Consider the following 18,395-nt stretch of genomic DNA (forward strand, 5'->3'; position numbering starts at 1 on the left):
ATGAGGGCGAAAGGTCCTTAGAAAATAAGAGAATTCAACAGGCAAAAAAATGCCTATTCATATATACCGCGAGGCTTCGGCTTTGACGGAAACAAGGAGCGTTTAATAACCGATGAGACAACCTGATGAGATGCAAGATGTGACGTTGCTGGGCAACCAGAATGTAAAATATACGTTTGAATATGATCCGGGCATCCTGGAGAACTTTGATAACAAACATCCGTACCGCGATTATTTTGTGAAATTCAACTGCCCGGAGTTCACCAGCCTGTGCCCCATTACGGGTCAGCCGGACTTTGCAACGATCTATATCAGTTACATTCCGGATGTGAAAATGGTCGAGAGTAAATCTCTCAAGCTATACCTGTTCAGCTTCCGTAACCATGGTGATTTCCACGAGGATTGTGTGAATATCATCATGAACGACCTGATCAAGCTGATGGACCCCCGCTACATCGAAGTATGGGGCAAATTCACACCGCGCGGCGGTATCTCCATTGACCCGTATACGAACTATGGTAAGCCGGGAACAAAGTACGAGCAGATGGCCGACCATCGTATGATGAATCATGATATGTATCCGGAAACGATTGATAATCGTTAAACTGGCGGGTAAATAAACTCTGCTATAAATAAAATCAAATTATAGGACACAAAAAAGCCGAACTCTTCAAAACCTGAAGAGATCCGGCTTTTTCTTTGGTTAGTATACACCTGTATGAGACTAAGTGTCTCAACGCAATTGGATCGCAGCGCATTCAAGTAGACTGATCTTCCTTTAGTTCTCTGACTTTTTTGACGTAATGTCTCAACATCAGCACACCAATCGATTGAAAAATGATAAATATGACGATGGCAGCAGATAGAGATTTTGGTGCAACATAGACAGCCTGAAACGTTATTACAACCATATACAAAATAGTCATCACCAACTCACGTTTGGCGGACTCATAAGGTGATAAGGATTTCATATCCATCCCTCCTCCATCCTTATTACACATAAATATAGGTCTTCTTACAGTAGATGCTAAAGTAATACGTTTATTTTGTAAATGTAATGCTATTAATAAACACCTCGGAAATAGAGTTCAATTCATCAACGTTTTCCCTTGTTCCCCTTGTCGGTCCAATCAATCTATCCTATTATGTAACAATATGCTTACACGCATATATTACAACATCAGGCGCTGATCCCTCGTGACCGCGACCAAAGGAGAATTGTACATGTCTACTCAATCCACTTTAACCAAGGACGCCACAGCGCGTTCGAAAGCCCCACCCGGATCGGATGCCCAAAGCACCGTTTACCGGATACTCATTGCGATCAGTTTGGTTCATCTCTTCAATGATTCGATCCAGTCGGTTATTCCAGCCATTTTTCCGATTCTAAAAGATTCCATGCATCTCACGTATACTCAGATCGGATGGATCTCATTTGCTATTAACTTTACCGCATCCATTATGCAGCCTGTCGTAGGCTGGTTTGCTGATAAAAAACCGACACCATCTATCCTGCCCATTGGCATGGGTTTTACATTTACCGGCATGTTGCTGTTGGCCTTCGCCGACAGTTATATGGCTGTCCTGATCTCCGTTATCTTTGTCGGTCTAGGTTCCGCCGCTTTCCATCCGGAAGGTTCACGGGTATCCCATATGGCTGCTGGTCAACGCCGTGGACTGGCACAGTCCATCTTCCAGGTTGGTGGTAACGCCGGGCAGTCCCTTGCCCCATTGCTTACACGCTGGATCTTTATCCCGTTTGGACTGTTCGGTGCCATTGGATTTACAGGCATTGCTGCCATGGGGATTGCAGTTCAGATCTACATAGCCCGTTGGTATGGACGTATGCTGCAATCGGGAGGATATCTGCGTAGACAGGCTGCTGCCCGTCGTGCACCCAATCCTGCTTTGCGCAAAAAGATTACTGCCGCCATTACGCTATTGATCTTGCTCGTCTTTGTTCGTTCCTGGTATATCGCTTCCATTGGCAGCTTCTATGCATTTAATCTGAAAGATACTTTTGGATTGTCCACAGAGGACGCGCAGATCTATATCTTCTTGTTCCTGGCTGCCGGAGCACTGGGTACGTTCTTCGGAGGCCCCTTGGCGGATCGATTCGGCAAACGTAACCTGATCTTCCTGTCCATGGCCGGAGCTGCTCCTCTGGCTCTGTTGTTGCCCTATGCGAATCTGTTCTGGACAGGCGTACTGCTAACCATTATTGGTTTTATCATGTTATCCAGCTTCTCGGTTACGGTTGTATACGCGCAAATGCTGATTCCAGGCAAAATCGGAACGGTTTCTGGTCTAATTACTGGTCTGGCATTTGGTATGGGAGGCCTGGGCGCACTCGTGCTGGGGAACTGGATTGACGTCTTCGGCGTATCACCCGTAATGCAGATGTGCAGCTTCCTGCCCCTGCTCGGGATTTTCACATTCCTGCTTCCATCCGATAAATTACTCAATATCTGGGCGAAAGAAAATGGTAGTGAGGAATAAAGAATACATCAACAGGTGTCCACTTTTTATTCTATATTAGATCCATTCCTTACGTGGCAGCATCGCCTTATAAGACGTTATCTTGCGCTAACGAACCTGACAGCACTTATTTGAACGAATACTGCCGGTTTCGCAATCTAAAGAATCTGAGCAACGCTATTCCTGAGAAAAAGGCCGAAAACCTTGGAATGTGCGTGTGAGATGCAGAAATAACGTGTCTGAGGTTCTTTAGAAATCGGGATTAGTGAAATATCGCCCAATAGCGTCTGCTGAGTTCGTTAGATTTCACTTTAGTCACCTACATTAGCAGTCTAAATAAAAAGTTTAGCCATAACAAAAAGGGTTCCCACCAACTCTGTAATCACAGAGCGGTAGGAACCCTTTTGTTATATATGTTTTTCTCGTATTTAGCTTCAACCGTTTATTCCACGTCACACATGACAACGCTGCTACCTTGAGCTGTAATCAGTTCCTTCACATCTTCAAATTCAAGAAATACCGTTGCCGTATTTTCCATGGGATGAATTCCAATTTTCTGACCAACTAAATCCTTGTCAAAAACTACGGTCACGTTTTTCTGAATATTATTGAGAACCCCCATAGGGTTGACGTGCCCTTTTTCCAATCCGAGGAACTCCAACAAATCCTTTTCACTGGCAAAACTTAATTTGCGGCTAGGTATCTTTTCGCTTAAACTTCTCAAATCAACTGACTTCGTTCCAGCAATCGTCACCAGATAATAGTTGCGCTTCTTGTCATCACGCAGAAACAGATTTTTAACGATACGTTCTGTATGTGGAATCTGATAAGAGAATATTTCCTCCATCGTGTATACTGCGGGATGTTCAATACTTTCGTAAACGATATTATTGCGATCTAAAAGATCATAGAAACCCTGTTTGTTTAACATATCAAATTCATCTCTTTCAATATAAATATTCTTCTCTAATATTACTTCTTCTGTAATATTACTTCAAACGCTGAAGGATCAGCCGTTTCTTGTACAACATTTTGCCTGCTTCGGCTACATCTCGAATTGTATTTTTGTTGCTCACGGAACCAAACACCATGCCGGCAATAGGCACGAGTTGGAACAGTTTCTTCCAACCAAAGGATTCACTGTAGGAGTTAAACACTTCCCGCCATCCCTGCATCTGCGATACCACTTCAATTGGCTTGTCCGGATCGTCGTAGGCGGCCAGTTCTTCAATGATCGCTTTCTTGCCTACAATATCGGCGGAAGAGAATTGCAGACATTTGACAATGAAGATGCGCTCCAGCGGTTCATCCGGATCATAACCATAACATAGAGCCATCTCTTGCAGTACCTTCAGAGAAAGCCCCATCACCATCGGAATATCTGCTGCTATGGTTACAATGCCACCAAACCCTGTAGCTGCTCCCTGAGCCGCGGCAAACTTGGTTCGACTCTCTGTGATGTTATCGGCCACCCGGTCCAGCACCTGAAGTGGCAGATTCTCTACACTATGAATCTTTGCTGTCCCCTCCGCTTCAGATTCCTGCTCCAGACGATAGGTCGTATCCATCATGGAATAACCTGACCTCCCGGCTTCCTCTTGCAACAGCTTGGCTACTTTTTTCTTCTGTACGAGGAACTTGCCCCCATTCTGCACATACTGACCCACGTCGTTCAGGGAATCTCCGATCTTCTGTTTCAGCGCTTTAGGCATCACTTTATCCAACATCGCAAAGGGCAAACGCCCTATTTTATCCCAAATAAACAAGTCTTTCTGTTGTTTCTCCCATTTCAAAATCTGTTCAAGTTCCTTGTCCAACGTCTCGCGTGAATCCATATATGATCCTCCTAATAGGTTCTGCATCGTAATCTGTCTCTCTCTCATACGCAGAGATCGTCGTTGTGGTTGCTTTGTTTTGTGTCCAGGACACTTATGTTCAGGCCACTCTATCTTATCGTTCACACACAGAAGAGCCCTTAATCAGCATCACTCGCTAACTAAGGGCTCTCATATAAGGTTTCACTACCTCTTATTTTGCTTCTGCTACTGCGCTGCCATCTGGGACCGGAACACCGAAATCAGGTGTGCCATCTTCACGCCAATGAATCACTTGAGCACGGGCATGGCGGTTCGGATCATACAAGGGATCACCCTCGATGTCTTTGTAATTACGCGCATGATAAATCAGAATATCGGTCTTGCCATCCGGTGACACCGTAAAGCTGTTATGGCCCGGACCGTATTGGCCGTTCGCTTCACAAGTCTGGAATACCGGCTCGGGTGATTTCACCCAGCTGGCCGGATCAAGCAAGTCGGCATTTTCATCTGCAGTGAGCAGACCCATACAATAATTGTAATCAGTCGCGCTGGCCGAGTAGCCAATGAACAAACGCCCATTCCGATGCATCACGGCTGCTCCTTCATTGACCTTAAAGCCGATGATCTCCCAATCATACTCTGGCGTAGAGATCATAACCTGTTCGCCGCGTAGCGTCCATGGGTTCTCCATTTCGGCAATGTACAGGTTGGAGTTGCCCACAATATCGGGATCTTTCTGTGCCCAGACCAGATAGCGGATTCCCTTATGTTCAAAGGTCGTTGCATCCAGCGCAAATGATTCCCACCGGGTGTGAATCTGCCCTTTCTCTACCCACTCTCCTTCGAGTGGATTCGCGGAATCGTTCTCCAGGACATACATCCGATGATCGAACAGACCTTCGTTAGTCTCACTGGTGTGAGCGGCAGCGTAGTGTATGTACCATTTGCCATCGATAAAATGAATCTCCGGTGCCCAAATGTTGGCACTCATTGGCCCTGTGTCACGCTTCGTCCAAGCCGTTACCGGCTCAGCATCTCTTAACTCTTCCAACGTCTCTGCTCTTCGGATTTCAATCCGGTCAAAGGCTGGCACGGAAGCGGAGAAATAATAGTAACCGTCTGTATGACGGTACACCCACGGATCAGCACGCTGCTCCAGGATAGGATTAGTAAATGTAATGGAATCAGTCATGGGAATGCTCCCCTTTCAAATGTTGTTTGGCTCGAAGTTTGGGGATGTAACCCAATTGCGAAAAAGCGAAAACCCTTTTGGGGTGGTGCACAGCGGACGTTCGGGGGTGGCAGGGCCTTGGTGCTCTCTTGTCCTCCGATTTCTTTTCCCACCGCTCTTGGCGGTTGAAATCGGATGCCAAACTCACTCCTGCGGCTCCTTCCTCCCCCTCACTGCTTGTGCACCATCGAAGCGACAGCTCTCTCTTACCGCGCTCGCTGGGTTACAACCTCACTTCGAGCCTTTTTTGTTGGCTCGATCTTATGGGGTCGACCGCTTCGCAGGGTCAACTCTCCCCCATGTAATGTAGGGCTAGCCGCAGAGCTACAGGCTAGCTTTTTGGTGCACAGCGGATGCTCGGGGGTGGCAGGGCCTTGGTGCTCTCTTGTCCTCCGATTTCTTTTACTACCGCTCTTAGCGGTTGAAATCGGATGCCAAACTCGCTCCTGCGGCTCCTCCCTCCCCCTCACTGCTTGCGCACCTTGGCGCAGCAGCCCGCTCTTACAGCGCTCGCTGCTCGCCCCCTTACTCCTCCGCTGCGCTGATCTGCTTGCCCCAGACCGCCACACCGCAGTCATTAAGACCTGTTACCATCAACGCGGGCTGGCTTCGCTCCCAGTCCCAGGACGGGAGTAGCTTCAGCTCTTCCGTGGAAGCTCCGCCCCATGGGCTTTCTTTCCACTTCAACGTCAGTGTTTGTTTGCCATCAAATGTCCAGGTTCCTGAACCTTTTTCACTTTTAATCTTACCTTTACTTGTTAGGGTATAAGGCACGGCTTGAATCTGCCCGTCTACCGACGGATCAAGCGCCATGCCTTCCCACTCCCCGGCAATCATGGATTTCGGAATGTCCTGCGCTTTCTCACCTGCGTACCGTTCTGGTGAAACCACAGGCCAGCCATCCTTCGTCCATAACATTTTGCGTACATGCAGATATGGCCAGTTTTTATCCGTCTCGCCCCGTGCATGATGCACGATGTAATAATCGTCTCCGTCCTTCAGAACGGAGTTATGTCCGGGCGCAACCCAGCCCTCACCTTCGGTGAAGCGGTAACCGCCGAGAATTTTGGTGCCGATCTCATATTGCGGCAGATGCTCCGTATCCAGCATGTTATTGCCGTTTATGTCCGTGTACGGTCCTGTGATTGAATCAGCACGCGCAACCCGCACGTTATAGTCCTCGAATAAAGAATCATAGGAGACAAACAGATAATACTTTTTGAACTCCGGGTTATACACAATGTATGGACCTTCCACTGCGCCCTCTTCAGTTGCACGATCCCGAGCGGCAATGCGAGTACCATAACCCTCGTCCTTGAATTTCCCAGCGTCGGGATCAAGTGGCGCAATGTAGATTCCGTCAAAGAATGAACCGTATACCATCCACGAATTACCCTCGGCATCCACAATGGGATTGGCATCAATGGCATTTAATTTGTCTTGTTCATTCGCAGAGGTTTTCACAACGAGTCCTTCATCTGTCCATGGACCTTCGGGAGATGAGGATGTCTGAAGACCAATAGCCGACTGTGTACTGCCAAAAGAAGAAGCCGAATAATACATCCGATAGGTATCACCAGCCTGGATCACATCCGGTGCCCACAGATTGACCGCACCTGTCCAATCCAACGCTTCTTGCGGAATCCCGGGCAGAGCCTGACCTACCCATGTCCAGTGGATCAGATCATCTGATTTGCGTACCATGACGCCGGGTTTCGCTTCTCCTGCTACACGAACGTCTGTGGAATAGACGTAGTATCCCTGGTCTGTTTTGATAATGGCCGGATCATGCGCATTGTTAACCGTCCAGCGTGATTCATCGTCCAAAATGGAAGTGTCGTACAACTGAGTATCTTGAGGAGCTTCAGGAAAGACGGGACGGGACACCGTTTCTACTGCTCCAGAACAACCAGTAGCTCCAACAACCAACAATAACAACATGGAAGCAACCACTCCTTTTCCTGAATTCGACCACCGTCGGAATTTCTTCCGCTGGTTCATCCCTTCACTCCCGAAATGGCAACCGATTCAATAATCTGTTTCTGGAAGATCAGGAAGATGATTAATACAGGTAACAGAGCCACAATCGACGCCGCCATAATAAGCGGGTAATCTGTTTGAATCGCATACGTGGCATTAAAGTTCGCTATAACGAGCTGTAACGTCTGCTTCTCCGGTGAATTCAGATAAATAATCGGTGCCAGATAATCGTTCCAGATGCCCATGAACCAGAGAATCAGCTGTGCAGCAATCGCCGGTTTGATAAGCGGAAACGTAATACTGGAGTACAGCCGGAAGTAAGAACTTCCATCGATTTTTGCCGCCTCAATAATTGCATCAGGCACACTAAGCAGGTATTGGCGCAGGAAAAAGATCATGATTACGTTACCGAACAGGCCTGGAACGATCAGTGGCAACAGCGTATCCACCCAGCCCAGCTTTGCAAACATGATGAATTGCGGGATCATGACTGTTGGATAAGGAATCATCATGGATGCCAGCAACGCGAGAAACAGTTTGTTTTTGTGCGGGAATCTTAACTTGGCAAAAGCAAAGGCTGCGATACTGGACGTAAACGTACCCACCACCGTTACACTCACCGCAACGATGAGGCTGTTTTTGATCCCGCTGAGTAGGGGACCGGCTTCCCAGATTTCTTTATACTTACCAAATTGGAATACTTCAGGTATCCATACAGGCGGAAGCGCGAACACATCCTGCTTCTCCTTCAATGACGTGGACAACATCCAGATCAGTGGTGCAATCATCGCAATCGCCCCAATCGCGAGTACGATAAAGATGATCGAGTTTGTTAATTTCCTCTTTTGACTGTAAGACATCTCCGGTTCACTCCTTTCCTTGACAATCAATCCCCATCATAGGCTGATTTTTCGTTCATTTTGAATTGCACCAGGGTAATGACAAAAATGAAAATACCAAGAATCATGGCCATCGCTGAGGCATAACCCATCTGCAAGTTACTGAAGGCTTTCTGCCAGATGTAGAAAACGATTGATGCCGAAGAGTATTCAGGACCACCCGTAGGTGTCATAATGTTCATCTCGGTGAAGATCTGGGAACCGCCAATGATATTTGTAACAATGAGGAAAAAGGTAACTGGCTTCACCATAGGCCAGGTGATATTGCGGAAGATTTGGAACCCGTTTGCTCCATCCAGCTCAGCCGCCTCGTAGTATGTACGTGATACACTTTGCAGTGCTGCCAGGTACAACAACATCGTGTATCCCAAGCCTTTCCACACCGTCATAATAATCAAAGCCGGTTTAACCGTGTCTTTGTTCGCGAGCCAGTTAGGACCTTTAATCCCAAACAGGTCAAGGAATTGGTTCACCAGACCGTAATCTCCGTTGTACGCCCAGTTCCACATAATGGACACCGCAGCGAGAGAAGAAATGACCGGGATGTAATAGATTACTCGGAATGTTGTGGTGCCGGGAATTTTACGATTTAGACCCATTGCCAGCAACAGCGCCAACAGCAGACCAATCGGGATACCGAGCATCAGGAAGAATGTATTAAACATCGCTTTGTAGAAAAGGTCATCCGTGAGCAAATCCTTGAAGTTGGCCAAACCGATAAAGTTCATCTGTCCCAGTCCGTCCCAATCCGTAAAGGAACCATAAAGGGAGTAGAGGAACGGGAACATGACAAAGATCAGCAATCCAAGAATCGGAGGTAAAATAAACAGATATCCGTACAGCATCTCTTTGCGATACAAACTCGATTTCGTAATCACGGCGTTCACCCCTGTTTCTAGTATCAGCATGTGGCATTCTTCGATTGAACCTTGTCGATCAACGAATGCCACATGCCCGTATGGAATCCAATAAGTTCCAATACGAATGATGCCAGCAGCATGATTGCAGGCTGCCGGCATCACCCTTTCCTATCTACTATTTCTGAGATTTCTTTTCTTGTTCAACCGCTTTGTCGAGCAGTTTTTGCATTTTCGGTTGTTGCTGCTTCACATAGTCTGCGGCTGTAATCTTGCCATCCAATACCGGCTGGATATCCGTGAAGAACAGGTCATACCATTCCGCATTGTACGTGTAGTTACCTGGCAGAGCCCGGCCGTAATCTTCAACGATATCAATGAATTCCTGTTTGTTGGCTGGTTTCGTGGATGTATCTTTGGCCCACTCGTCTGCCATATCAAGCAAGTTCGGAATCTGTACCTTGGCATCTACCAGTTGCTGCATACCTTCCTTCGAAGCTGTAAGGTAATTCACCAATGCTGCTGCTTCTTCCGGATGTTTTGTCTTCGCCGACACTCCGATTCCCAGAGATCCAATCCACGTTGCCGATTTGCCAGTCGACCCCGCAGGGAAAGGCAGCAAATCATAATCGAAAGGCAGTTTCTCAAATGTACTCATATCCCATGGTCCTACAGGGAAGAAAGCCATTTCACCTTTCATCCAGCGTTGATACGTATCCAATGTTTGCGCTTCCTCAATGGAAGGTGTAATTTTGTATACGTTCTGCATATCCGCGAAGAATTGCAGTGCTTCAGCGAATTTTGGATCATCAATCGTTACTTTTGTTTTGGTCTCATCCAACCAATCCCCACCGTTGCTCCATACAAAGGATTGCAGTGCCCACTGTACGTTGAATCCAGTACCGTATACATCCGGTTTACCATCTCCATTGGTATCCTTGGTCGCTTGCTGGTTCACCTTGATGAACTCTTCCCATGTGTATGGTTTATCCTTGTCAGGGAGTGGGATGCCCTCTTTTTCAAACAACGTTTTGTTGTAGCCCAGTGCAAATGGCCCCAGATCCTTCGGCATACCGTAGATATCACCTTGACCTGCCATTTGGCCGTCATAACGATACAGGTCCACGCCGTATTTCCAGATATTATCGAGATCAACATCCGGATTGTTTTCAATATACGAAGTGAGGTTCATCAGCACATTGCTGTTCACATACGCTTTCACGTCACCCGGATTGATATAAAATACGTCAGGCAAGCTGTTGCCTGTAATTGCCGCTCTTAGCTTGGTTGCATATTGATCCGCAGCCGTTACGATAATTTTGACTTTCACACCCGGATGATCTTCTTCGAATTTCTTGACCACCGCTTGGTATGCTTTCTGCTCATCAGTACCGCCGCGGAACATAAATGTTAACTCCTTGTCCCCACTTGCACCGCTGCCTCCTCCGCACCCCGCAAGTACCAGTGCACTTACCAGCATAAGAAGCATAAATGTGACCCAATTCTTTTTCTTTACCATCTGAACCCCTCCTGATCTGGACTTGTAACCGTATTCAATTGGATGAAATAAGATTTCTGTTGTTAAATTTATCAAATCCAGATCACTTTAGTCAACACTTTTATAAAACATTTTATATTTATATAAAATAAATCAGTATTTCGGCCAGCCACTCGAGTCCCAAAGCAAGTCATTAATCAGCAATTTCGGATTGCCATTATCCTCTGCATCATAGGCATGTCTTGCGATGACATTGCCGTTGTACACGTCCTGACCACCTGGACCTTTCCACTTCACATTGCCTGTATCCAATATCGTTCCGCCACCATTCAGCATATTAACTCCGTTTTTGTCCACATAAGGGCCTGTTATACTGGTCGAACGTCCATAGACCATTTTGTAGGTACTGTTCACCCCTTGGCAGCAAGAATCGATGGAAGCAAACAGGTAATAGTAGCCGCCACGATATACAATACTTGGTCCTTCAATAGCACCTCCGTTATTCGGGCGCGCAGCAATGGAAGTTATACTTCCCGTCGGTTTCATCGTGTTTTTGTCCAGCTTGACAATCTTCAGGCCACTCCAGAAAGAACCAAAGGCCAGCCATGGATTGCCTGAAGCATCAATGACCAGATTTGGATCAATGGCATTATAATTATTGGCGGTCGTGGTTTGAAGCACCAATCCTTCATCCTTCCATTGCCCTGCCCCAATGCTGTTCGCAGAAGCAAGACCAATCGCAGACCGATTGGAGCCAAAGGTGGAGATTGAATAATAGAGCCATACTTTTCCGTTATACTGCTCTACATCCGGTGCCCATACATCCAATCCGCTTTGTCCCGGAACGGCAGAAGCCCACCAGGATGGCTTACTTAAGAAGATTTGTGGAACACGATACCAGGACGAACCATTATCGGATTTCAATACTTGAATGCCCGGGCCGGTTGAAAAGGTGTACCAGGAACTGCCCTCTTTGATAATCGACGGATCATGAACAGCGGTATCTCCGGTCAGATTCCAGAATGCCGCCAAAGCTTTTGACTGACCTGCCAGCAGTAATACCATCACAAGTAATGCCGGTAACGCTAACCGTTTCCACTTAAACCTCTTCACATTGCTTAACTTTTCCAAACCAAACTCCACCTTTCCTGTTCAAATGGTTAATTAGGTTCATGAAGTATTGAATCAATTTAGGTATAATAGGATTATAAAAGCGGTTACATTACATTTCAATGGTATATTTCAAATATATGTGAACTGATTAACACTTATTTTAACCGGAATAGTGGACAAAAAATAGGTTATATTCTCGTATTTGCGCTATATACAAGGGTTTTGGCTTCTATTTCTCCACCCTTCCCTTCCATGAGGGAATGATTTATAATTATCTGAAATAAAACATATAAATGTGCAAATGTCTGTGTCGAAGACTTTGTTCAGAACGGGGAAAGGAAATCCACCTATGATTTATATTAAAGATCTGATGTCGGGTGTGAATATCTTCAAAGCGCTTAGTTCGGAAATCCGGATTCAGATCATCGAGCTGCTGGCCAAGAACCAAAGTCTTAATCTCAATGATCTTGCAACCAAGCTGGGACTGAGCAATGGCGCCATCACGATGCATATCAAGAAGCTTGAAGAGAGCGGATTGATCGAGATCAACACCGCCGTTGGCAAACATGGAATTCAGAAGATATGTTATCTCAATGAGGAAAAATTGATGGTTGATCTGCGTTCACAAGAGATTAACAATCGTTATGAGGTGGAAATTCAGGTCGGTCATTACAGCGATTATCAGGCCGCACCTACATGTGGTCTCGCTACCCGGGACAGCATTGTTGGAGAGTTCGATGATCCGCGGTACTTTGCTGATCCACTGCGAATTGATGCGGAGATGATCTGGCTGGCTGAAGGTTATCTGGAATATCGGATTCCAAACTATCTCAAACCCAATCAGTCCTTTAGCGAAATTCAGTTGTCGATGGAACTGGGATCGGAGGCCCCTGGCTTTTGTGACAATTACCCTTCGGATATTTACTTCTATGTCAATGGGATTGAGATTGGCTGCTGGACAAGTCCGGGGGATTTTGGCAATACACGCGGTACCTTTAATCCGGAATGGTGGCCTCCGCACTTGAATCAGTACGGCATGCTGAAGCTGATCCGGATTACACAAGAAGGCAGCTATATCGACGGATGCCGCATCTCGGATGTGACGCTGGACCAGATTGGGCTGGATTACAAAAGCGATATTCACTTCCGCATTGCCGTTACGGACGAACCTTTGAACAAACGGGGCTTAACGATCTTTGGTAAAAACTTCGGAAACTATGGACAGAATCTGCTCGCTCGGGTTCTCTATAACGTGCAAGAAGAGTAGAGCCGTCTCTGACTATTCACTCGATATGAAGTTCGATCGATCTGCTAACATAACTGTTCAACACAACAACAATCATGTGTCTTCGAGAGGGTGCTATCCAGCACTCTTTTTTTGTTTCATCACACCGAATAACTTGTCCAATCATGTTGGAACAAAACTTACTGCATGATATGACCTCCTATAGACCCTGTGTAATCCTCCATGTTGTTTACCCTGGCGTGATATAATAATGGCCTGTAATGACAAAATGGAATAACGGGCGGGGATACCTTTTGAAATTGGAGCGATTAATCTCAATCATATACAAACTGCTGAACCACGAAGTATTGTCTGCTTCCACCTTGGCTGAAGAGTTTCAGGTGTCCCCAAGAACGATCTATCGGGATATTGATGTAATCTGTGCCGCCGGCTTCCCGGTCGTCTCCCATCAGGGACTCAAAGGTGGCTACGGCATGATGGACGGATACAAGATGGATAAAAGCTTGCTCGGTTCTTATGATGTGGATTCCCTGATCACGATCCTGAGCAGTCTATCCACAGTATTCGAAGATGCACGTGCACAAGGCACGATTGAACGTCTGCAAACGATTGGACCGGAGCATCAAACCTCAAGTCTATCGGTGGATCTGGAGACACGCCGAACAGAACCTGATGCCCTTCCTCATCTGCGTAAAGGTATTACGGATCATCAGGTTGTCCGTTTTGACTACATCAATACAAAGAATGAACATACACCCCGCCATCTGGAACCGGTAAAATTACATTTTAAATATCGTAATTGGTATGTATATGGATTTTGCCAGACACGGCAGGATTATCGCGAGTTCCGACTGTCCCGGATGATGAACGTGCAACTGACATCTGAACACTTCCAACCCCACCTTGAGCTTCCCCAAGAGACGGTTGTGTCAGATCTGTCATGGCAAGATCAGGTAAGTGATGTGGTATTTCGGGTGAACCCGGAAGCGCTCGCGGAAGCCATGGATCATTTTCAACAGGCAGATAAACAATTTCACGAGGATGGAAGTATGACGATGCGTATCCCGGTTTATCAACCGTTACAAGCCAAGTGGTTATGGTCGTTTCTACTTAGTTTGGGCAGTGGCGCCGAGGTGCTCGAACCGATTGAATTACGAGGCATTCTGAAAGAACAACTTCGAAACGCACTTAAGCTCTATGAAGAAGTATGACACGCTGTTGTCATACTTCTTTTTTTATAATCATCTCAGTAAGTTCATCCAATCCATCGCCAAATTAAAGGAGACGATCATCAATGAATCATCCGGAACAAATGTATAACTACCACGCATGGGCCAACCAAACCATCCTGGGCAGAATCAAGGAATTGCCCTCTTCTGTACTGAGTCAGGAAGTGAACAGTTCATATCCAACCATTGCTCACGCACTCAGCCATATCTATACAGTGGATAAGATGTGGTATCTGGTGTTAACTGGCACCGGTATGCCCGAGGCACTGCAAGCATGCATACCACTCAATAGTGAAATTCACGGTTCTGTGGATGAGTACATCCAATGTTTTACCGACCTGTCGGCACAATACAGTGAGTGGTTACGAGGCCAAGCTGATTTGGAGCAAACCATTCTACTCGATAATCCATTTGCAGGAGTTCGCGAAACCAGCTTATCGGACATCGTAATCCATGTGGTTAACCACGGAACCTATCATCGAGGCAATGTTTCTACGATGCTGCGTCAATTGGGGCACGCCTCCATCATGAATGACTATTCACTCTTCTGGTATCAGGAACCGGCTCAAGTATAGTTGACAATCGGATGGAAAATGTACATTGTATCCCCGTGACGTCGAGGGATGAATTGAGAAATTGGTTGCAGACGCATGGAAAAGTCGAGAAATCTTGCTGGGTAATGATAAGCATAAAACCCGTGCCAAATAACCTGCTGTATTTGGACGTGGTTGAGGAGGCGCTGTGCTTTGGCTGGATCGATGGAGTCAAAAAGAAAATATCCGAGACTCAATTAGCACAAAGATTATCTCCTAGGAGTAAACGTAGCTCATGGACTGAATTGAACAAGGAACGTGTCCGTCGTCTTGAAAAGTTGGGCTTCATGCATGACGAGGGTAGAAAGGTTCTTCCTGTTATGGAGCCGACTGCTTTCATTATTGATGGTGTGATCGAACAAAGGCTGAAAGAAGACCAGCAGGTTTATGCAAATTTCATGGCCTTCCCTGTCCTGTATCAAAACGTTCGTATCGATACGATCCAAAGTGTTAAGAATCAGCCAGTATTATTCCAGAGCAGATTGGATAAGTTCATAACCCACACAAAGGAAAATAAAATGTACGGTCAGTGGCATGACAACAGACGGCTTTTGGACTATTAAATTCCCCCTTTTCCCCTAGACAGCAGACAGGACCTCCATATGAGGAGGCCCTGTTTTGGTTTTTTATTCAGTCATGTATTAATGAGTCTGCCTGTATGTTTTGGGAGACTTGCCAAAGGCTTTCTTAAACTGGCGGGTGAAATAATTACTGTCGTTAAATCCACATTCATACGAAATTTCCGTGATGGACAGATTCCCGTTTTTCAACAAATGACATGCCTTCTCCAGACGCAACTTTTGCAGATAAGAGATCGGGGTCATCTGATAATAGGATCGAAAAATCCGATTCAGATGCCTTATTGAGATATTCGACTTCCCCGCAATATCCTCTAGTGACAGTGGCTCCAGATAATGATCTTCGATAAATGAAATGGCATTTGCCAGATGCATCAGATTATTACCTTCGATCCCTTTCTCCTGCGTATCATATTGCCTCGACAAATAAACAACCATCTCCGTAAGACGTGAGATCAACATCGTCTGATACCCTTGCTGTTTACTCTGATACTCCTCAATCATGAACGATATCAGCGATTCTACATACTCCAGACTGGAAATGGATAACGCCAATTTACTCGGAAAGGAGTGAATATTACGATAAAACGGTTCCAAAACAAACAGCGCCTGGAAGCCGTTAGATTTTCTCAGATCGGGCCCAGCCAAAGCAAGCATCTCGGGACTGAACATAATGTTACAGATCCTAAAATCATGAGGGTCTTTATACGCATGATGGGTGTCGCCATTAATCACAAATGCGTTCCCTTTTTTAATAAAAAATTCCTCGGTGTTCACCACATGGGTTGCATGACCACTCAGAACAATGACAAGTTCCGTAAAGTCCACATGATTATGAAGCTCCATGTCCTCAACATGTCCACCGTACTGGATAAAAAACGGAAATTGTTGATGGTCCGAGGTAAACCATCTCAAATATGCATTACTCAAAAGCATTCCCCTCCGCGAACATAGTTGGGTTGAATGTCTATATCATGCTATTCCAAGACCGAAAAATCAAGGTTCCATATACTTATAAGCGTTATAATTCGCCTTGTAGCAGGGATTTTCAATGTGTCCAGATTCATACTAAACTCTCGAAATGAATAGGAGCATAAATGATGAAATATACCAATCCGGTGATTCCGGGGTTTTATCCAGATCCGAGTATCTGCCGTGTAGATGAAGACTATTATCTGGTAACCAGTACCTTTGAATATTTCCCAGGTGTGCCCATCTTCCACAGCAAAGACCTTGTGAACTGGCGACAGATCAGCCATGTCCTCACAACAACTGAGCAACTCCCTTTAGCGAACGCAGGCAGCTCTGGCGGTATTTTTGCCCCAACACTCCGGCACCATGATGGCTGGTTCTATATGACAACAACCAATGTCAGCGGCGGCGGAAATTTTTATGTGCATAGTGCCCAGCCCGAGGGACCATGGTCTGCTCCGATTTTTGTTGATCAGGGCGGCATTGATCCCTCTTTTCTCTTTGATGATGATGGACGTGTGTATTTTCAAACGGCCTGTAACGGCGATGAAGGCGAAGGCATCTATCAGTGCGAGATAGACATCACGACCGGAGCCAGACTAACCGATAGTCGATTGATCTGGACTGGAACCGGAGGAGCAGCCCCCGAAGCTCCCCACATGTATAAAATAAACGGACTCTATTATCTGATGATCGCCGAAGGTGGAACCGAGTATGGCCATATGGAGACCATCGCTCGGAGCACAGAGCCATACGGACCATTTGATCCGTGTCCTCATAATCCGATTCTGTCCAATCGGAGCATGAAATCCAGCATTCACGCAACCGGTCATGCAGACCTTGTCCAGATCCAGGATGGAAGCTGGTGGGCCTTATGTCTGGGCCTTCGTCCAGCAGGTTACCCCATGCGACACCATCTGGGACGCGAAACGTTCCTGGCCCCTGTCACTTGGACGGACACTGGTTGGCCGATGATCGGTGTGGACGGACATATTGAACCAGAGATGACCGGACCTTCATTGCCTGAGCATCCTTGGTCACCTCGGGCTATACGGGATCATTTTGACGAACCAACTTTGGACATGAACTGGATCTTCTTACGTAACCCGGCTCCAGGTAGTTGGACGCTCACTGAAAATCCCGGGCAGCTCATCCTCCGTGGTCATTCGGTTTCACTCGATGACGGACAAAATCCAGCCTTTGTCGGGCGTCGATTGAGCCATTTCTTATGCAATATGGCAACCGAGCTACGTTATGAGCCAAATGCGAGCGGTGAGGAAGCCGGATTAACCTTATTTATGAATGATAAATATCATTACGATTTGGCTGTAACACAGATCGACGGTCAGAAGAAAATCGTATTGCGGCGAACCGTCGGCTCTCTGCGAACCGAACAGGTGCTTGACTGTGACACGGGGCCGGTTGTATTACAAATCAAAGCTGACCGTAATCACTTTACGTTCCTCTATCAGCAAGGTTCATCCGATGCCATCGAAGTGGGTTCAGGAGAAACACATCTGTTATCTACCGAAGTGGCAAGTGGTTTCACAGGTGTGATGATCGCCATGTACGCTTATGCTCCATCGGGGGAGTGTACGCCTGCAAGTTTCGATTGGTTTGACTATGAACCTCTGGACGAATAATCGTTGTAACTCCTATATTCAGTAATAGAAAATATAATATATGATCAGCTAGAATTATCCCCTTAAAGTAGTTACTCTTTGAAAAGCCTTGTGTGGTAGCATAAGGAAATGAGTGAACTTTGAGGGGATTTTGCTATAGCTATATCTTTCTTACGGATTGCACTGGAATTTATAAAAGAACCATTGCTTTATTAGAGAAGTTCTCCTAGTATTTTTAGAAGGAACACCCCAGCAGCTCCCATCTTGGCAATAACTTCACTG

17 protein-coding genes are annotated in these 18,395 nt (G+C 46.2%); 7 read left to right on the top strand and 10 right to left on the bottom strand.

Annotated features, from left to right (window positions below; all coding sequences use genetic code 11):
* The first annotated feature begins 112 nt into the window (after nucleotides 1-112).
* A complete protein-coding gene (queF, locus tag AC1DE7_RS27435) occupies nucleotides 113-604 on the top strand; it encodes a preQ(1) synthase (RefSeq protein WP_036668798.1) in 492 nt (163 codons plus the stop codon).
* Between the two features lie 154 nt (nucleotides 605-758).
* On the opposite strand, the gene AC1DE7_RS27440 is transcribed toward queF, so the two are convergent.
* Nucleotides 759-971, bottom strand: coding sequence for a hypothetical protein (locus tag AC1DE7_RS27440; RefSeq protein WP_036611471.1), 213 nt, complete (start codon nucleotides 969-971; stop codon nucleotides 759-761).
* A gap of 253 nt (nucleotides 972-1,224) precedes the next feature.
* Here AC1DE7_RS27440 and AC1DE7_RS27445 point away from each other — a divergent pair, with 253 nt between their 5' ends.
* Complete coding sequence (locus AC1DE7_RS27445; RefSeq protein ID WP_036668794.1) at nucleotides 1,225-2,499, top strand: MFS transporter; 1,275 nt, start codon at nucleotides 1,225-1,227, stop codon at nucleotides 2,497-2,499.
* Nucleotides 2,500-2,920: 421 nt separating this feature from the next.
* Here the strand turns inward: AC1DE7_RS27445 and AC1DE7_RS27450 are convergent, their stop codons facing one another.
* From AC1DE7_RS27450 to AC1DE7_RS27485, 8 genes are all read right to left on the bottom strand, one after another.
* Nucleotides 2,921-3,409: a prolyl-tRNA synthetase associated domain-containing protein gene (locus AC1DE7_RS27450; protein WP_282322223.1), complete on the bottom strand. Its 489-nt coding sequence runs from the start codon at nucleotides 3,407-3,409 to the stop codon at nucleotides 2,921-2,923.
* Between the two features lie 58 nt (nucleotides 3,410-3,467).
* Entirely contained in the window at nucleotides 3,468-4,313 is an 846-nt protein-coding gene (locus tag AC1DE7_RS27455) for an EcsC family protein (RefSeq protein ID WP_082218996.1), read from the bottom strand.
* 193 nt (nucleotides 4,314-4,506) lie between these two features.
* Entirely contained in the window at nucleotides 4,507-5,487 is a 981-nt protein-coding gene (locus AC1DE7_RS27460; RefSeq protein WP_047841921.1) for a glycoside hydrolase family 43 protein, read from the bottom strand.
* A gap of 564 nt (nucleotides 5,488-6,051) precedes the next feature.
* A complete protein-coding gene (locus tag AC1DE7_RS27465; RefSeq protein ID WP_477535621.1) occupies nucleotides 6,052-7,467 on the bottom strand; it encodes a family 43 glycosylhydrolase in 1,416 nt (471 codons plus the stop codon).
* A 56-nt stretch (nucleotides 7,468-7,523) separates the two neighbouring features.
* On the bottom strand, nucleotides 7,524-8,366 hold the full coding sequence (locus AC1DE7_RS27470; RefSeq protein WP_036611483.1) for a carbohydrate ABC transporter permease: 843 nt from the start codon (nucleotides 8,364-8,366) through the stop codon (nucleotides 7,524-7,526).
* 26 nt (nucleotides 8,367-8,392) lie between these two features.
* Nucleotides 8,393-9,283: a carbohydrate ABC transporter permease gene (locus AC1DE7_RS27475; RefSeq protein WP_036611613.1), complete on the bottom strand. Its 891-nt coding sequence runs from the start codon at nucleotides 9,281-9,283 to the stop codon at nucleotides 8,393-8,395.
* A gap of 157 nt (nucleotides 9,284-9,440) precedes the next feature.
* Entirely contained in the window at nucleotides 9,441-10,781 is a 1,341-nt protein-coding gene (locus AC1DE7_RS27480) for an ABC transporter substrate-binding protein (RefSeq protein WP_405143430.1), read from the bottom strand.
* Between the two features lie 132 nt (nucleotides 10,782-10,913).
* On the bottom strand, nucleotides 10,914-11,825 hold the full coding sequence (locus tag AC1DE7_RS27485) for an arabinan endo-1,5-alpha-L-arabinosidase AbnA (RefSeq protein ID WP_051154000.1): 912 nt from the start codon (nucleotides 11,823-11,825) through the stop codon (nucleotides 10,914-10,916).
* Nucleotides 11,826-12,222: 397 nt separating this feature from the next.
* Here AC1DE7_RS27485 and AC1DE7_RS27490 point away from each other — a divergent pair, with 397 nt between their 5' ends.
* The 4 genes from AC1DE7_RS27490 (at nucleotide 12,223) to AC1DE7_RS27505 (ending at nucleotide 15,504) form a co-directional block, all read left to right on the top strand.
* The gene (locus AC1DE7_RS27490) at nucleotides 12,223-13,140 is read left to right on the top strand and encodes an ArsR/SmtB family transcription factor (protein ID WP_036668788.1); all 918 of its coding nucleotides are present in this window, start codon (nucleotides 12,223-12,225) and stop codon (nucleotides 13,138-13,140) included.
* A gap of 272 nt (nucleotides 13,141-13,412) precedes the next feature.
* Nucleotides 13,413-14,330 carry a helix-turn-helix transcriptional regulator gene (locus AC1DE7_RS27495; protein WP_477535608.1) on the top strand — a complete coding sequence of 306 codons (918 nt, stop codon included), beginning with the start codon at nucleotides 13,413-13,415 and terminating at the stop codon, nucleotides 14,328-14,330.
* 83 nt (nucleotides 14,331-14,413) lie between these two features.
* The gene (locus AC1DE7_RS27500) at nucleotides 14,414-14,923 is read left to right on the top strand and encodes a DinB family protein (RefSeq protein ID WP_477535609.1); all 510 of its coding nucleotides are present in this window, start codon (nucleotides 14,414-14,416) and stop codon (nucleotides 14,921-14,923) included.
* Nucleotides 14,924-14,934: 11 nt separating this feature from the next.
* Nucleotides 14,935-15,504, top strand: coding sequence for a YdeI/OmpD-associated family protein (locus tag AC1DE7_RS27505; RefSeq protein WP_477535610.1), 570 nt, complete (start codon nucleotides 14,935-14,937; stop codon nucleotides 15,502-15,504).
* Nucleotides 15,505-15,582: 78 nt separating this feature from the next.
* Here AC1DE7_RS27505 and AC1DE7_RS27510 read toward each other — a convergent pair whose 3' ends face one another.
* Nucleotides 15,583-16,449, bottom strand: coding sequence for a helix-turn-helix domain-containing protein (locus AC1DE7_RS27510; RefSeq protein ID WP_100528721.1), 867 nt, complete (start codon nucleotides 16,447-16,449; stop codon nucleotides 15,583-15,585).
* A 170-nt stretch (nucleotides 16,450-16,619) separates the two neighbouring features.
* On the opposite strand from AC1DE7_RS27510, the gene AC1DE7_RS27515 reads away from it, so the two are divergent.
* Complete coding sequence (locus AC1DE7_RS27515) at nucleotides 16,620-18,134, top strand: glycoside hydrolase family 43 protein (RefSeq protein WP_477535611.1); 1,515 nt, start codon at nucleotides 16,620-16,622, stop codon at nucleotides 18,132-18,134.
* The last annotated feature ends 261 nt before the right edge of the window (nucleotides 18,135-18,395 follow it).

Source organism: Paenibacillus sp. 10L310 (assembly GCF_056395745.1).

Bases quoted from the DNA above. Each gene is read 5' to 3' on its own strand.
- AC1DE7_RS27465 (WP_477535621.1), bottom strand. From the start codon at position 7,467: ATGTTGTTATTGTTGGTTGTTGGAGCTACTGGTTGTTCTGGAGCAGTA.
- queF (WP_036668798.1), top strand. From the start codon at position 113: ATGAGACAACCTGATGAGATGCAAGATGTGACGTTGCTGGGCAACCAG.
- AC1DE7_RS27440 (WP_036611471.1), bottom strand. From the start codon at position 971: ATGAAATCCTTATCACCTTATGAGTCCGCCAAACGTGAGTTGGTGATG.
- AC1DE7_RS27445 (WP_036668794.1), top strand. From the start codon at position 1,225: ATGTCTACTCAATCCACTTTAACCAAGGACGCCACAGCGCGTTCGAAA.
- AC1DE7_RS27490 (WP_036668788.1), top strand. From the start codon at position 12,223: ATGATTTATATTAAAGATCTGATGTCGGGTGTGAATATCTTCAAAGCG.
- AC1DE7_RS27450 (WP_282322223.1), bottom strand. From the start codon at position 3,409: ATGTTAAACAAACAGGGTTTCTATGATCTTTTAGATCGCAATAATATC.
- AC1DE7_RS27470 (WP_036611483.1), bottom strand. From the start codon at position 8,366: ATGTCTTACAGTCAAAAGAGGAAATTAACAAACTCGATCATCTTTATC.
- AC1DE7_RS27460 (WP_047841921.1), bottom strand. From the start codon at position 5,487: ATGACTGATTCCATTACATTTACTAATCCTATCCTGGAGCAGCGTGCT.
- AC1DE7_RS27505 (WP_477535610.1), top strand. From the start codon at position 14,935: ATGGAAAATGTACATTGTATCCCCGTGACGTCGAGGGATGAATTGAGA.
- AC1DE7_RS27515 (WP_477535611.1), top strand. From the start codon at position 16,620: ATGAAATATACCAATCCGGTGATTCCGGGGTTTTATCCAGATCCGAGT.
- AC1DE7_RS27455 (WP_082218996.1), bottom strand. From the start codon at position 4,313: ATGGATTCACGCGAGACGTTGGACAAGGAACTTGAACAGATTTTGAAA.
- AC1DE7_RS27485 (WP_051154000.1), bottom strand. From the start codon at position 11,825: ATGGTATTACTGCTGGCAGGTCAGTCAAAAGCTTTGGCGGCATTCTGG.
- AC1DE7_RS27500 (WP_477535609.1), top strand. From the start codon at position 14,414: ATGAATCATCCGGAACAAATGTATAACTACCACGCATGGGCCAACCAA.
- AC1DE7_RS27480 (WP_405143430.1), bottom strand. From the start codon at position 10,781: ATGGTAAAGAAAAAGAATTGGGTCACATTTATGCTTCTTATGCTGGTA.